At 50.8% G+C, this 14,996-nt stretch carries 12 protein-coding genes; 7 read left to right on the top strand and 5 right to left on the bottom strand.

Annotated features, from left to right (window positions below; translation table 11 throughout):
* Positions 1-19 precede the first annotated feature (19 nt).
* From B9Y58_RS03010 to B9Y58_RS03020, 3 genes are all read right to left on the bottom strand, one after another.
* Positions 20-1,246, bottom strand: a complete 1,227-nt coding sequence (locus B9Y58_RS03010) for a glutamate-cysteine ligase family protein (RefSeq protein WP_073054087.1) — start codon at positions 1,244-1,246, stop codon at positions 20-22.
* An 80-nt stretch (positions 1,247-1,326) separates the two neighbouring features.
* Positions 1,327-2,838, bottom strand: a complete 1,512-nt coding sequence (locus B9Y58_RS03015; RefSeq protein ID WP_073054089.1) for a RimK family protein — start codon at positions 2,836-2,838, stop codon at positions 1,327-1,329.
* A 4-nt stretch (positions 2,839-2,842) separates the two neighbouring features.
* Positions 2,843-3,631 (bottom strand): cysteine peptidase family C39 domain-containing protein, encoded by a 789-nt coding sequence (locus B9Y58_RS03020; RefSeq protein WP_233247819.1) that lies wholly within the window; start codon positions 3,629-3,631, stop codon positions 2,843-2,845.
* 123 nt (positions 3,632-3,754) lie between these two features.
* Between B9Y58_RS03020 and B9Y58_RS03025 the strand changes: the two genes are divergently transcribed.
* On the top strand, positions 3,755-5,653 hold the full coding sequence (locus tag B9Y58_RS03025; RefSeq protein WP_073054092.1) for an ATP synthase F0 subunit B: 1,899 nt from the start codon (positions 3,755-3,757) through the stop codon (positions 5,651-5,653).
* Between the two features lie 118 nt (positions 5,654-5,771).
* On the opposite strand, the gene dnaA is transcribed toward B9Y58_RS03025, so the two are convergent.
* Positions 5,772-7,097, bottom strand: a complete 1,326-nt coding sequence (gene dnaA, locus B9Y58_RS03030) for a chromosomal replication initiator protein DnaA (RefSeq protein ID WP_073054742.1) — start codon at positions 7,095-7,097, stop codon at positions 5,772-5,774.
* Positions 7,098-7,388: 291 nt separating this feature from the next.
* Here dnaA and B9Y58_RS03035 point away from each other — a divergent pair, with 291 nt between their 5' ends.
* From B9Y58_RS03035 to B9Y58_RS03050, 4 genes are read left to right on the top strand one after another with little or no spacing between them, the layout of a single operon-like run.
* Positions 7,389-7,976, top strand: coding sequence for a hypothetical protein (locus B9Y58_RS03035; protein ID WP_143154633.1), 588 nt, complete (start codon positions 7,389-7,391; stop codon positions 7,974-7,976).
* 39 nt (positions 7,977-8,015) lie between these two features.
* Complete coding sequence (locus B9Y58_RS03040) at positions 8,016-9,125, top strand: squalene/phytoene synthase family protein (protein WP_073054096.1); 1,110 nt, start codon at positions 8,016-8,018, stop codon at positions 9,123-9,125.
* Positions 9,125-9,691 (top strand): signal peptidase II, encoded by a 567-nt coding sequence (gene lspA / locus B9Y58_RS03045; protein ID WP_233247820.1) that lies wholly within the window; start codon positions 9,125-9,127, stop codon positions 9,689-9,691. Before B9Y58_RS03040 ends, lspA begins: the two co-directional genes overlap by 1 nt.
* Positions 9,692-9,739: 48 nt before the next feature.
* Positions 9,740-11,023 (top strand): RluA family pseudouridine synthase, encoded by a 1,284-nt coding sequence (locus B9Y58_RS03050; protein ID WP_073054100.1) that lies wholly within the window; start codon positions 9,740-9,742, stop codon positions 11,021-11,023.
* Between the two features lie 72 nt (positions 11,024-11,095).
* Here B9Y58_RS03050 and alr read toward each other — a convergent pair whose 3' ends face one another.
* A complete protein-coding gene (gene alr / locus B9Y58_RS03055; RefSeq protein ID WP_073054102.1) occupies positions 11,096-12,319 on the bottom strand; it encodes an alanine racemase in 1,224 nt (407 codons plus the stop codon).
* Positions 12,320-12,838: 519 nt separating this feature from the next.
* Between alr and B9Y58_RS03065 the strand changes: the two genes are divergently transcribed.
* A complete protein-coding gene (locus B9Y58_RS03065) occupies positions 12,839-13,777 on the top strand; it encodes an AgmX/PglI C-terminal domain-containing protein (RefSeq protein ID WP_073054106.1) in 939 nt (312 codons plus the stop codon).
* A gap of 84 nt (positions 13,778-13,861) precedes the next feature.
* A complete protein-coding gene (locus B9Y58_RS03070) occupies positions 13,862-14,980 on the top strand; it encodes an aminopeptidase (protein WP_073054108.1) in 1,119 nt (372 codons plus the stop codon).
* The last annotated feature ends 16 nt before the right edge of the window (positions 14,981-14,996 follow it).

Raw genomic sequence — 14,996 nt, forward strand, 5'->3', positions numbered from 1 at the left:
TAGGAATAAATATATTCTTTTAAATTCCGTAGAGTCTATTTTCGGCCAAGCATTTTGCCAATTTCCCGTATTCGTATACAAAGTCGTCGCGGTCGGGGTCTGCACCGACGGCTTTCACGAGGGCGCTTGCGAGCGTGCCGCGCTTGAACATTTCGGCAAGCAAGGCCTGCGAATGGGCGCTGATTTTGGCTTTGACACAGTCCGTGATTTTTTGAATAAGCTCACCGGCGGTGATTTCGCTGGCATCAATCTTCCAAATATTCAAGAAATCGCGGTCCGCAATAACGGTCTTTTCGGCAGATTTTGTCGTCGCAAGCAGAATCTTGGCGAGTGCGTCGGTATCGAGTGCGCGAATTTCGGCTTCGCTCGCGAATGCGCCTTCCGCAAGGCCCTTGAGTACGGCGACTTCCCATTCAGCAATGGCGATGTCGGCATCGGGGCATTCCTGAATGTCAACGAGTCGAATCTCGATAGCTCCACGGTCAAAGCGGGCGATTGCACCGCGGCTATTCAAGAAGAAGTGGTTCAGCAAGTGTTCCGGATCGTAAGGCGCAATGTCTGCCTTCACGCGGTTGAAAATCTGTTCCTCGTAATCCTTGTAAGTAAACACCGCTTCGGGAATCACCTTGCCCGTAATGCTCGGGATTTTCTCCTGGTTGTGGCGGTAAGTCTCGATTCGGCCATCCAGGAATCCGCAGTATTTGCTGTCCAAAAACGGGCTAGAGGCTGCAATAGCGGGAATCAGCGGCAATAGGGCACGAATAGCTGCGTGCAACTTTCCGAATTCTTCGTCACCATGGAAAGATAAGTTGATGTGGGTGGATTGCAAATTCGCCCAACCGTGACCTTTGCAGTTAAAGATGCGGTCGTAAGTCTCGTAAATGTCCAGGCAGTCGTAGGGCCAGAGCTTCATTTCGGCGGGGTCCATAAAGGGGTGGGCCGCCGTGGGAAGCAGCATGGCGTTAATGCTCTTGAGCGATTCGTTCGCTTTCAGAATTTCGTGATGAAAGGTCTTGCCCAAGTGCTTTAGGCTATCAACGGGTTCGGCGCATTTGAATTCCAACACATGGCTCACCAGTTCGTTTGAAAGTCCGATTGGCCCGTGTTCTACGTCCGAAAGCTGCTCGCCGTTTTTGTCTTTTCCGAGCGGTACATCGGCGCGGGGGAGAACGTTCAAGGAATCACGATCCACGATCATGTATTCCATCTCGATGCCGTAACGTTGAAAGATTTTAAAGTCACTCATATTAAAACTTCTTGTCTATGCATTTTTCTGTAGATTCTTCGACTTCGAACCTGCGGTTCTTCGCTCAGAATGACACGGGCTTAATAATTCCAGAAATCCTTCTCGTGCATTTGCAGTTTATGTTGCGCGGCGTTCATGCGTTCCTCGATGCGGTGACGCAGCGACCTCATGACGGCAAGGTAAACTCTGCTCTTGCCCACGCCATCTTCGATGCCCGCGTCGATACTCGGGTTGTCGTTCACCTCGATGACAATCGGGTGACCGTGCCATTCCTTCAAATCTACGCCATAAAGGCCGTTGCCGATGAGACTACAAATCTTGAGGGCGGTTTTTACGATTCCGTGGGGCACCATCTCGATGGGGATGCTTTCGCACTTACCCGAAAATTCTTCGCTTTGCTTGTCGTTGCTTTCCCAGTTGTAGATTTGCCAGTGGCCCTTGGCCATGTGGTATTTGCAGGCGTAAAGCGGCTTGCCGTCGAGCACGCCTACGCGCCAGTCGAATTCCGTCGGAGTGAATTCCTGGGCAATCAACAAGTCGCTGTGCTGGAACATCTCATCGAGAATCTGTTCCAGTTCTTCCTTGTTGGTCGCCTTCTTGACACCCATAGAGAAACTGGAATCCGGCGACTTGATGACCATGGGGAACCCGATTTCCTTCGCGAGCGTGTGACGGTTTTCGGCATGGGCGATAATCGTCTTCGGCGAATGAATCTTGGCCGCCTGCATCAGTTCTTGCAGGTACACTTTGTTGGAACAGCGCAGGATGCTGTCCGGATCGTCAATGACGGCGATGCCTTGCGACTGGGCTCGGCGGGCGAAACTGTAAGTGTAATGGTTCACGTTCGTGGTTTCGCGGATGAATATGGCATCGAATTCGCCTACGCGCGGGTAATCCTTCTTGGTTATCATCTCCACACGGAATCCCGTTTCTTCGGCAGCCTTGATAAAGTTCTGAATCGCCTGCGCATTGCTCGGTGGCTCTACTTCGTCGGGGTTCGTAAGAATACCCAAGTCGTACAGGTAATCTTCTTCTTTACTGGTGGCGTAGCGAGTCTTTTCAAAATATTCCTGCGCAAATTTATCGACGAATTCCATGTGCGATTCGGGAATTTCATCCACGCAAATTGGGCGAATACTCTGGATAAACCACTTCTGCTTGAACACGAATTTGGCGCGCAGCAGTGGTGCCTGGAACAAGCGGTAAAGTTCCTGCGAAAGCTCCAAGTATTGCGGGCTCACGTTCTGCCCAAAATAAATCGAGAGCACGAATTCGGTGCCGGTGAGCTTGTGCAGACTCTTTTGGATTAGGTTGTCGATTTCGTCGGAAATGTGCTTGATGACTGCCGGGGCCTTGAAGTCGCGCATGTTCTTGACGCCCGGAATTACCTTGTGCCCGCGGGCTTCGGCCAGCAGCGACACGTAGTAGCCTTTGCTTTGGTAGTTGTAATCGCGGCAGAGGTTGAATACACGCAGGTTGCGTTCGTTAGTGTACTTGCTCGAAATCAGGTAGTCCTGTGCCGAAATGATATCGATGCCCGGAACGTGTAACTTCCAGTGCTTGGGATTGTTTACAACGATTAATTTTTTCATGATCCTATTTCTTATTCTCGATGACTAGCACGTTGCCGTCGTAGGTCATGACGCCAAGCAAGATGCTGTGGAGCAGGCGGAACTTGTCCACCTTGTAGTAAGGAGTCTTGTGGAGGGGGTTGGTGCCGTCGGGGTCGGCCACCATGAACTGTTTCTTGTCGTCGATGCCGTACACCACAACAAAGTGCCCCATGGGTTCGCCGTGAATGTCGTCGAAGACGGACTTGTCATCGGCTCCGGTGAATTCGCGCATGCTGCGGTACAGGTAGGTAGCCGAAAGTCCGCAAAGAACGGGCACTCCCTTCTTGAAATATTTTTCGAACATGGCGGCACGCAGGTCGGAGAATGCGACGGTTCCGCCCAAATCAATAAAGCGGATGTAGGCTTCGATTGCCTTGCGGAGCTTGGGGGCGTGCTTTGCCTTGTGCAAGAGTTCCAGCTTAGCCTTCAGTTCGGGCATGCTGAGCGTGCTCCATGTGGGGTCCAAGAGCGTGAGGTTGTACGAATGTAGCGTGACCTTGAACCCGCGCTTTAAGGCGTCAATGCCAAGGAAAACGCCGAGGGTTCCGCCATCTTCAAGAAATTCAATTTCAGAAATCAGTTGCTTTAGGGAAATCTTGTAGCCGAGGTGGTTGTAGACCGCCTGTAGGCTAGTCGGTCCGCATGTAACGTCGTCGGGCTGCTGTAGAATCTTGATGTCCATCGTTGTGCCTTTTTTAAAGCTCGCCGGTTGTCCGGTGCTCGTCTGGCGGCTGTCGGAAGGTTTTTCCGGGTCGTCGATGGCGTGTCTCAAAGATACCAAAAAATGTAAAAATGGGCAAGAGGATAGAAACAAGGCCTAAACTTGCGTCAAATAGATGCGTGTAAACTAAAATTACAAGACAAATTGTCTGTATAAATATAGATTTGCCGTTGTATGAAGAGATCTTTTGTGAAATTTGCCTTCGCGGTGCTGTTCCTAGTGTCCGCGTCTTTTGCCGATGATTTTGAAGATGCTCTTGCTGCGGTGGATTCTGCCGAAGCTGCCAATATGCCGGGCATGTATGATGTCAACCATTTTGAATACCTCGACTGCTGGGTGGAGTCTGCCGCCAATATCGTTGCGAGAGAACGAAACCGTATCGGGGCCATTCGTGACGAAGCCAAGGTGTGCGGCTGCTATACCATTCGTGAAAAGGGTGGTTATGGTTGGCGTGCCACGGACGAAGGCAAAAAGATCGTGAAGGTCTGGGACATTCCGAAGCCTCGTCTCTTGACTTGCCCCAAGGGCATGACCTGTTCCGATGAATTCTTTATCGAACAGTGTGTGGACCATATCAAGCAGTCTGTCCCCATGCTTAGCGATTATGCAAAGGGTGCACCCCTGGAAGGTGCCATTGCCCTTACGTTTGAAGATAAGACGAAGACTCCGTTTGGTGAATATTTGGAATCCCACAAGGCTGCTGCCGATTCCATCAACTGCTTTATCAACGTCCATAACAGACCCGATGCCGCTTTTGATTCCGATAACCGTAACCCGTTCCTGTTCCATCTTTCGGGTATGCCCAGAAAGTTGATTCCCTCTGCAGTGGGTCGTTTTACCGATTACAGTGACGTACGTTGCTTGGATAGGGGTATTTTGACTGGTTTTGCAAATAACGGTTACGTCGAAAATGTGCGCCATGTAGATGCGAACGGCCTTCTTTATGGCGAAGAAATCGGCTACATGAACGACCCGACATATCCAAAGAAGCAAGGCCCTGAATGGGGAGGCATTCTTTGGAAATCTAACTACAGAATGGGTATGCGCGAAGGTGTTTCGACCTTCTATCGCTCGAGTGTCTTGGACCAGAAGATTTACGGAACTGTCGATAGCTCCTACTACTTCCAGTTCCTGGAAGTGCCTTATACCCAGGGATACGTGAACGGAACGGCCCGTATGTTCTCGGATAAGGGCTTTGTGATGGCAGAAATTCCGTATAAGCGTAACGCCATGCATGGCCGTATGACAGTGCATAACCCCTTTAAGAAGAAACCGGTGGCGTTGACCTTCAATGCCAACAGTCTCGAAGGTTTTGTGGACTTTGGTGAATTTGGTGGCGTGTTCCACAAGGGTCTTCCGAATGGTGTCATTACCTTCTGGACTGTCAAGGATACTTGCTACCAGTGGATGCCGGGCGAAACGGTTTGCTATTCGGAACGCATAACCAAAAAGCAGTGGGGCACCTACAAGATGGGTGAATTCCAGGGTGTTATGGAATGTGCCGACGGAACCAAGGGCGGCAAGGATTTGGTTTGCCCCGATTTGGATTCTGCCGCTGTGAAGAAGATCGCCTTGAATGCCGAAATCGCCGTCAAGGAAAAGGAACGCGCCAAGGCCGAAGCCTTAATGAAGGATGCCGAAGAAGATCTCGCAAAGCAGAAAGAAGCGGATTCTCTGAAGGCAGCCGAAGCCGCCGCTGCGGCTCAATCGGCTCCGGAACAACAGGCTGCTGCCGCTCCTGCTCCTGCAAAGCCGGAACAGTCCGAAGAAGAAATGGCTGCTGCTATTCAGAAGGGCAAGAAGGCTCTAGCTGCAAAGAAGGTTGAAACTGCCCCGGCCCCTGCTCCGGAAGAGCCGCACGAACCGACCGCACTCGAAAAGGCGGAAAAGGCCAAGCTTGAAGCACAGAAGGCTTTACAAGAAGCGGAAAAGGCTCTTGCTGAAGCGAAGAAGGCTGAACGCGAAGCGATCATGGCCGAACAGAAGGCCCTTAAGGCAGAACGCCAGGCCAAGAAGGCCCGCAAGGCAAAAGAATCTTCCAAGCCGAAAAAGTCGGGCAAGAAAAAGAAGTAACTTCTAGTTCATGGCCGCTGGCCATTGAAATCGGAAAAGGCGCAGACAACTGCGCCTTTTCTGTTTGTTCAAAGTTTTTTCTCGAAAGACAGTTAACCGACGGTGGGCCGGCAATCGGCTAGTCGTGAATCGAGTTCTTCAAGCTTTCGATGAGTCGTGCAAAGCTCGGGTCGGTTTCCATTTCTTTCTTGATGCTTTTGATGGCGTGAACCACGGTGGAGTGGTCCTTGCCGCCAAAGCGCGAACCGATGGACTGCAAGCTGATGGGCGAGCATTCGCGCATCAGGTACATGGCGACCTGGCGGGCCTTCGAAATTTCCTTGGTGCCGCGACCCGATTCGGTGAGCTTGGCTTCGGGCACTTCGTAGTGCTTCGAAACGGTGTGGAGCACGGCGTCGAGGCTTACGCGGCGGCGAAGCGTCGGAGCGATTTCGGCGACCACCTTCTGGGCGATGCTCATGTCGATGTCGTGGTGCATCAGGCTCGATTGCAGGGTGAGCTTGATGATAGCGCTTTCGAGGCAGCGCACGTTGCTTGCGATGTTTTCGGCAAGGTAATGCAGAACGTCATCGCTGATTTCCAGGTGGCGTTCTTCGGCCTTCTTGTGCAAAATAGCTTCGCGGGTTTCTACGTCAGGCGGCTGGATGTCGACCGTGAGGCCCCAAGCGAAACGACTGACCAAGCGGTCGGACAAGTTCTTGACTTCGGCCGCCGGTGCATCAGAGGTCAGCACGATCTGCTTGCCGGCCTGGTGCAATGCGTTAAAGATCAAGAAGAATTCGTTCTGGGTTTCGTACTTGCCTGTCCAGTTCTGAATATCGTCAATCAGCAAGATATCGACTTCGTTTCTGTAGAAGTCGGACATTTCGGTGATACGCTGTTCGCGCAGGCACTTCATGTACTGCTGCGAAAAATCTTCGGAGGTCAGGTAGCACACGCGCTTGGTCGGATCTTCTTCCAAGATGTAGTTGCCTATAGCCTGCAAAAGGTGTGTCTTGCCAAGGCCCGAAGAACCGTAAATAAAGAGCGGATTGTATTGCGTACCATCGGGGTTCCTGGCAACGGCGAGTGCTGCGTTGAACGCAAGCTGAGCCTTGTCGCCCGGCACAAAATTTTCAAAGCGGAAAGAACCCGAAAGCGGAATGCTCGGCTTCAAGAAATCGCGGAAACTGTTGTTGCCTGCAGGTGCAGCCTGGGCTACAGCTTCTTGTTGCTGGAATTCAAATTCAATAGCAGATTCGTCGTGCGTGACTTCGCGCCAGGCGAGGCGGATGAGTTCCTTGTAAGCAGAATAGACGGCGGTATCCAGTCCGGGCGGAACGGTAACGACGGCATGACCGGTGGTAAGGCTTGTGAGCTTGGTCTGCGCAAAATAAGTCTTATAAACCGTGTCCGAAAGCATCCCACGGAGGTAGTTCAAACATCTTTCCCATTCAGCTTGCATTTCATCCTCTTCCACTAAAGGGCAAACAAAAATCTATCAACAGGTAGGCCATATAATTTAGAAAAAAGTGGCGGGGGGTTGATAAGTTTGACTCTATGAAATCAGAAAATATTGCATTACGGGATAGGACTACCACCCTAAGTCGTTGATTGTAAACAAGATAGCGTTTTTCTTTTATATTGCGCTTTGTTATGTACAAATTAATTGATTGACTGGGGAGTTCTTCATTCGGAATGCTCTTTTTGCCTTAAAATCCTGAAAGAGCCTCTATTTTTCTACATTTACGCCCGTATGCATATGTTTGATATTGATTCCTTGATGACTCTATTGCTCAATACTTTGGATTACTGGTTTTGGGTTCCGCTCGTATTTTGGTTCTGGCTCTATAGATGGTTTTTCCGTGTGTCGTACCCGATTTATTTCAAGAAATTGGCGAATAAAAGAGTAAAATGGGCGTATGTTCCTAAGTGGAAGTTTTATTGGAAACCCCTGGATACCTTCTTTACGCTGATTTTTTCGATCGCTTCCGCTTTGCCTGCTATTTGGGCTGTGATAAAGTGGCTTCCGATCTATCCCTGGTTTTATGGTTTTGCCATCTCGCCCTTGTTTATCCTGTTTGGCCTGCTGCTTCGCCGTGTTGCACGCGGCAAGGCAGCCAAACTTTACCAAGCCGCCTATTTCCTGGAATACCGCAAGGCCTGTTACGAATGCGATATCAAGGGTACTCTCAGGAACGAGTCCGATATTCAGAATCGGACTTTTTGGAGCTTCACCAAGAAACTCAAGAATGCCGAAGCTCACGGACGTTTGTGGAAGTACGTGAATGCCATGGCTAAGAGCAAGAAGATTCCTCGCGATATTTACGCGGAGATCAACTAGTTTCTTCGACAAAGTCAAAGGATGTGTTGAGGGTTTTGAATGTCGAATATTCTTGATTCAATCGAAGTTGGCGAAAGCACCATGAACAGACGTGAGGCATGGAAGTATGCCGAAGAAATCCTGCTTCAGGTTTCTAGAACGTTTGCGCTCAATATCAATGTGCTCAAGGGAAAACTCCACAAGAGCATTTTGCTTGCCTACCTTTACCTGCGCATTGCCGACACGGTCGAAGACGACCCCGATATGAAGGCTTCTGAAAAAGAAGTCATTCTGGGCAAGTTCGCCGAAATCTTCAAGACGGAAAAACTCCCTGACGAATCGATAGCGGCCTTTGAACAGGCGCTCCCTGAAAGCTGGCGCAAGTCCGAACATCCGTACATGAATCTTTGCCTGCATACTCATGTGGTGGTGCCCCTGTTGCGCGAAATGCCTGAAACGTATGCAGCTCCCGTGCGTGCGGTGACTATCGAAATGTGCCATGGCATGGCAAAGTTTGCGCTCAGGCAAGAGGCTGCCTTAAGTTCCGGCTGGTTCACGCTTGAAAGTGTCGCAGACCTCGATGAATACTGCTACTACGTGGCAGGCATTGTCGGAAAGCTTCTGACGAATCTTTTTACCGCAGATACTTGCCTGATTAACGATGCCCGCAAGGTCGAAATGCAAAAGCTGGACGTGAGCTTTGGGCTTGCGCTCCAGGTGGCAAACATCGTGAAGGACTGCGTCGAAGATTCTACTCGCAGGGTCTGCTTTGTGCCCGAAGAAATTTGCAGACGTCATGGGTTCGCGCATTCCTATGAAATGTTCGAGGTCCCTGCTGAAGCTGGTGCCCGCGCTGATTTTGACAAGCGTCGTGCCGCGGTAATGGGCGAACTGGTGCAAAAGGCTTGGGGACACTTGGACGATGCGATTGCCTACACCAAGCTTGTTCCGAATATCAAGATGCGTACAAGGCTGTTCTGCCTGTGGCCGCTCTTTATGGCCGCCGAGAACATGAAGTTGATTGGCGATGGCTCGAGTCTCTTTGCCTCCGAAAAGAAGGTGAAAATTACCCGCGACACCGTCAAGCGAATCGTTAAGCAGACGATGTTGCATTTCTATTCGGATTCTTGGATCGAGAATTCTTACAATAAGTTGAAACAGGAAAGATAATGAAGTTTTATAATAAATGGCCGTTTCACCTGGGGCTGATTCTTTTTAGCATTGTGGCTGACCAGCTGACAAAGCTGTGGGCGCTCGTTCGCTTTACGAACGAAACGGGTGCGCCGAACCACGATACAATCAACGTCATCGGTGAATTGGTGCGTTTTCAGTTGGTGTTCAACAAGGGGGCCGCTTTCAGTAGCCGCCCGCAAGACTTGATGCCCTTTTTGCCGCCTTGGCTGTTCTTTTTGCTGATTTCGATTGTTGCAACCATTGTGCTTGTGTGGTTCTACAAGTCCATCGACAAGCGTGATTGGATGAGCCGTTTGGGCGTGGTGATGATTCTCGGTGGTGCCGTCGGTAACTTTATTGACCGTATGCGTTTGCAGATGGTGGTGGATTTTATCGATTGCGATTTCCCGGACTTTATCATGACTCGCTTCCCGACATTCAATGTCGCGGATTCCTTTGTAACCGTGGGCGTCGCGATTGTAATCCTTTCGCCGATGATCCTGAAGAAAATCCATCAAGAAATTAAGAACGAAAAAAATAAACAAGTGGACGTTAGTCCGTAGGAAGTAAACAGTAACTTCCTACTTCCAACTTCCTACTTCCAACTGCTTATGAACTATATCGTTGACGAAAAGCATTCTGGAGAACGCATTGACAAGTTCCTTGTGGGTGTCATGGAAAACGTGTCCCGCACGGACATACAGAAGTTGATTGCCGCCGGCGAAGTCAAGGTGGGCGGCATTGCCTCTCTCAAGAATTTCCGTGTCGAAACGGGCATGGTCGTGGTGGTGGACAAGATTCCCGAAAAAGAAGCAAGTACGCTTGAACCCGAAAATATTCCACTCGACATCGTTTACGAAGACGACGATATCGTGGTCTTGAACAAGCCGCGTAACTTGGTGGTGCATCCGGGTAACGGTGTACAGAACGGGACGCTTGCCGCAGGCCTTCTGTATCATTTTAAAGAAAATTTGTCTGCAGTGAACGGTCCGTTACGCCCGGGCATTGTCCATCGACTGGACAAGGATACACCAGGGCTTATGGTGGTGGCCAAAAACGATGCCGCCCATAGGCATTTGGCTCACCAGCTTGAAACGCGCACGCTGCACCGCACCTATAATGCCCTGGTGTGGGGGCATCCTCGCGACTTGGAAGGTACAATCGATGCCCCCATCGGGCGTAACCCCAAGAATCGCCTCAAGATGGCTGTCGTGAGCGATGGCAAGCCGAGCCGCACGCACTTTGTGGCAAAGAAATTTTTTGCCTTCGCAACATTGCTTGAATTGCAGCTCGAATCGGGCCGTACGCACCAGATTCGCGTACATAGCCGCTACATGGGGCACCCAGTCGTGGGCGATCCGCTGTACGACGGCCGCGACGGCTGCCTGAACCGCGTGTCTCCCTTGATGAAGGATGTCGCCGCGAAGGTTCTTGAAATTGCTCCTGCCCAGCTTTTGCAAGCCGTGAAAATTGAACTGATTCACCCGACCACGGGCAAAAAGATGAAGTTCAAGGTGCCGCTCGAAAAACCTTTCGAACAAGTTCTTAAACTCCTCAAGAAGGAATGCCCGGCTGAAGCTCCTGTCTTTGATGACGAAGATGAAGGCTTTCGCGATTTCGATCCTGAAATGCGCTTTAGCGAAGGCTACGAATCGGATGAAGCTGAATCTGAAAATCTGGATGTGTTTGACGAAGGTGTTTTCCCGGAATTGAAGGAGCGCAAGACGCGTGCCCAGCGCTTCGCTGAACGTGCCGCCCGTGCAGCTAACCGCAAGGCTAAGGCTGCTGAACGTAAGCGTATCAAACAGGAAAAGGCCGCCCGCAAGCGCGGCATTGCTCCCGAAGACTTCGTTCAGCCCGGTTACGAACCGACTATCGATCCGGATTTGTTGTAGCAGTCTTCGCTCGGCAACATAGCGTTAAAAGGCTCCCTTTGGGGAGCCTTTTTTAGTTTATATAGATTTTGGCTATCGCAGCGGGTATTCCTTGAAGTCCTTGACGCCGAATTCCTTGCGCAGGTAATCCCAACGTACCAGGCGGTTCTTCCAGTAATACTTACGATACAGGCGGCGTGCGACGCGGCTTGTTAATTCGTACGGAATCGTATGGTGGTCATCGGCCACGCTTTCCATCGAAATGCGAAAATCCAGTTCACCGTTCACGACATCGACTGTCTCGCCGACTTGCACATCGGGAATGTGGCTCACGTCAACCATGGTGGCGTCCATGCACACGCGGCCAAGAATCGGGCAGAGCTGTCCGCGAATGAACACGAATCCCTTGTTGTATTCGCCGCGCAGGTAGCCGTCGCCGTAACCGATAGCGATTGTGGCGATGCGGGTCGGCTGCTGGGCCATCCAGTAACCGCCGTAGCTCACGGTTTCGCCGGGCTTTACATCGTGGATGTGACGAATGGTAGACTTGATTCGCATCACCGGCTTGATCGGCCAGGGGGACGGCGCTGCACCCATGCAGTTGTAGCCGTAAAGGGCAAGGCCTGGGCGAACCATGTCAAAGTGGCTTTCGGGGTGGGTGAGGGTTCCTGCCGAGCTAGAACAGTGGCAAATCTCGGGGCGGAGTCCTTCGGCTTCAAGCACGTCGACCAGGCGGGTAAAGCGCTGAATTTGAATTTCGGTCTTCGGGTTCCCCGGCATGTCGGCGGTGGCCAGGTGAGTGAACATGCCTTCGAAGTGCAAGTTTTTGAGACTGAGGGCTGCGCGGATGTTGTTAAAGTCTTCGGCGTCAAAACCGTAGCGGTTCATGCCGGTATCGATGGCCAAGTGGGCCTTGCAGGTGGTTCCCGTGTCGCGGAGGAACTGATCGAACGCCATGGCGGTGCGGATGTCGGTAATGGCTGCGGTCAGCTGGAATTCTACGAAGTAGGCGAAATCAGCCGGAGTGCAGGGGCCAAGCACCAGAATCGGCAAGTCCATGCCGTACTGGCGAAGCAACATGCCTTCGCTAATGTGGGCAACGCCCAGGTAGTCGGCACCGCCGAATTTGGCGGCAAAAGAGCAGGCGAGGCTTCCGTGACCGTAAGAGTCCGCCTTGACGGGCAAAAGAATCTTCGTGTTGGCCGGAATCTGGCTTCTGATAAATTGAATGTTGTTGCAGAGTGCGTCTAAGTTGATTTCAATCCAGTTCGGGCGCGCTATCTTATTTAAATCGGGAGGAGTCGCTAAAAGTTTCATGATGTGTGAAATATAGGTAAGTCCTTTTGCCTTGGTTACATGTTTGTAAGAAAATTGTCCTTTTTTGGGGTGTTCTTATTCCATAGTGGAATAAATCAAGTTGAAAGGTTTTTTGTAAATCAGGCTGGCAGCAGCCTAAGCTTCAATTCGCGCTCAATCTCAGTAATGGCGCGGAGTCTGTTATTTTGTATGAGTTTACAATTTTGCAGATGAAAATTTGTTTACCGTTTGCGATGAAACCTTTCTTTTTTTTGTTTGTAGTTTTCATTTTGAAGAAAGAAATATCTTGTTCTAATTCCGAGTAAAGGAACGGATATAGAATGAAATACAGATAAATTAATTCCTTTATTCTGTCGTTTTGTTTCCCTGACATATTTGACTTTGTGTAATGGGCTTGCCTTTTAAAGTCCCGTTCCGGAGTCTGTTCCAAAGGCAAGAATAATGCCCTGTCAAAAGGGTAGTGTCCCTGCCTATACCCTAAAACATCCATCAAAACCCTGTTAAAGGGAGGATAAAATCATGACAGCAGTAATCCAAACACCGGATTCGTTCATCGCGTCCCTGTTGCCGGATTCCGACAAAAAGATGGTGCGCATTGCAGGCGTATCGCTTCTTGTCGCGATTCTTCTGTGCTTCTGGGCAACGACGTACGAGGTGCTGATTGACGATTCCATTTTTGTGGATCCGCCAACCACCGAAATCACAGCAACCATGAACATCATCGACAAAAAGGAGGAAAAAAAGCCCGACAAGAAACCAGAACGAAAACCGAAAGATATCCAAAGTAAAAGGCCTGGCACTGGCGGGAAACCCGTAGGGCGTGGTAATCCTCGAGCCCCGCTCAATCGTGGCGTGATTCATGCGCTAGAGGCACAGACTGCAAATGCTTCGGCTGCCGCTTACGATTTGATCAGGCAAAGTTTTGCCAAGGATATCGACAAGGTTCTCAAGAATACGAATGGCTTGCAGGTCACGGGTAAAACAAAGATTGGTGAAGTCCGTGGAAAAATTTCAGACGGATTTAACCAAGGCATGTTTGCCGGTGGCAGCGGCGGTATCGGCGACGATATCTCGAACCTGGTCAGTGGCTCTGCTGGAGCTATATCGACCAAGGCTATGGGAAATATAAAGGCTCCCAAGGAAACGGATATCGAGTGGGGCTCCGGCCCGTCATCCCGTTCCGCTGCAGATATCATGAAGGTTGTCCGTCAGCGTACTCCTGGACTTCGGCATGTCTACAATAAATACCTCAAAAAGAAGCCGGGGTTCCAAGGAAAGGTAACGCTCAAGTTCACGATTGCTCCGGGTGGCGAAATCATCAGTATGTCGCTGGTGTCGTCCACGACGGATTACAGCGAATTCGACAATGAAATCAAGAAATCAGTCGGTCGCTGGACATTCAGCAAGGTGAAATCGGGCAATACCACGGTGACCATACCCTTCACGTTCTCGGAATAGAATCTACTTGGTTGGGCTTTGCCCAACCTCGTTCTTTTTGACCGTTATATTTATTATATTTTACATGAAAACAGGAGTATAGAAATGACAGATCCTCGCGTTACAAAGCTAGCTGAAAATTTGATTAACAATGCCATTGCACTTAAGCAGGGCGAAAACATCCTTATCGAAACGACCGACACTCCTGACGAAGTCTCGACAGAACTCGTGAAGGCTGTTGCCAAGGTGGGCGGAAACGCTTTCGTGCATAATTACCGCGGCCGTGTCCGTCGCGAAATGATCAAGTCGGCGACCATCGAACAGATGCAGCTTCAGGCAGACCTCGCTATGGCCGAAATGCAGAAGATGCAGGCCTACATCGCCATTCGCGGCGCCGATAACGCTCTCGAAAATTGCGATATCGATGGCCGCCAGATGCTCAACTACCGCAAGATCAACGAAGACGTGCTTAACTACCGCGTGAATAAGACGCGTTGGTGCGTGCTCCGCTGGCCGAACCCCTCGATGGCGCAAGGTGCCAAGATGAGTTCCGAGGCGTTCGAAGACTTCTACTTCGAAGCCTGCCTTGCCGACTATCCGAAGATGGCCAAGGCCGCCCAGAATCTCGTGGACCTCATGAACCGTACCGACAAGGTGCGCCTTGTGGCAAACGGAACCGATTTGACCTTCAGCATCAAGGACATTCCTGCGATTCCGTGCTGCGGCAACATGAACATCCCCGACGGCGAAGTCTATACCGCCCCGGTGCGTAACAGCGTGAACGGCGTGATTCACTACAATACGCCGACGCTTTACGATGGCAAGTATTTCAGCAATATTCGCCTCGAATTCAAGGACGGCAAGATTGTAAACGCCACTTGCGAATCCGGTGACAACGTGGCCCTGAACGCGCTCTTCGATACCGACGAAGGCGGCCGCTATGTGGGCGAGTTCGCTATCGGCTTCAACCCGTTTGTGAATGCTCCCATGTGCGATATCCTCTTCGACGAAAAGATTGCTGGCTCCATCCACTTTACGCCGGGCCGCTGCTACGAAGAAGCCCCGAACGGCAACATCAGCGCTATCCACTGGGATCTGGTGCTCATCATGCGTCCGGAATACGGTGGCGGCGAAATCTGGTTCGATGACAAGCTCATCCGCAAGGACGGCCTGTTCGTTATAGATGAACTCAAGTGCCTGAACCCGGACCAACTGGGAAAATAGATTTTCATAAGAAGGA

The sequence above is a fragment of the Fibrobacter sp. UWB15 genome (genome assembly GCF_900177705.1).
Classification (GTDB): domain Bacteria; phylum Fibrobacterota; class Fibrobacteria; order Fibrobacterales; family Fibrobacteraceae; genus Fibrobacter.

Bases quoted from the DNA above. Each gene is read 5' to 3' on its own strand.
- B9Y58_RS03010 (WP_073054087.1), bottom strand. From the start codon at position 1,246: ATGAGTGACTTTAAAATCTTTCAACGTTACGGCATCGAGATGGAATAC.
- B9Y58_RS03015 (WP_073054089.1), bottom strand. From the start codon at position 2,838: ATGAAAAAATTAATCGTTGTAAACAATCCCAAGCACTGGAAGTTACAC.
- B9Y58_RS03025 (WP_073054092.1), top strand. From the start codon at position 3,755: ATGAAGAGATCTTTTGTGAAATTTGCCTTCGCGGTGCTGTTCCTAGTG.
- dnaA (WP_073054742.1), bottom strand. From the start codon at position 7,097: ATGCAAGCTGAATGGGAAAGATGTTTGAACTACCTCCGTGGGATGCTT.
- B9Y58_RS03035 (WP_143154633.1), top strand. From the start codon at position 7,389: ATGCATATGTTTGATATTGATTCCTTGATGACTCTATTGCTCAATACT.
- B9Y58_RS03040 (WP_073054096.1), top strand. From the start codon at position 8,016: ATGTCGAATATTCTTGATTCAATCGAAGTTGGCGAAAGCACCATGAAC.
- lspA (WP_233247820.1), top strand. From the start codon at position 9,125: ATGAAGTTTTATAATAAATGGCCGTTTCACCTGGGGCTGATTCTTTTT.
- B9Y58_RS03050 (WP_073054100.1), top strand. From the start codon at position 9,740: ATGAACTATATCGTTGACGAAAAGCATTCTGGAGAACGCATTGACAAG.
- alr (WP_073054102.1), bottom strand. From the start codon at position 12,319: ATGAAACTTTTAGCGACTCCTCCCGATTTAAATAAGATAGCGCGCCCG.
- B9Y58_RS03065 (WP_073054106.1), top strand. From the start codon at position 12,839: ATGACAGCAGTAATCCAAACACCGGATTCGTTCATCGCGTCCCTGTTG.
- B9Y58_RS03070 (WP_073054108.1), top strand. From the start codon at position 13,862: ATGACAGATCCTCGCGTTACAAAGCTAGCTGAAAATTTGATTAACAAT.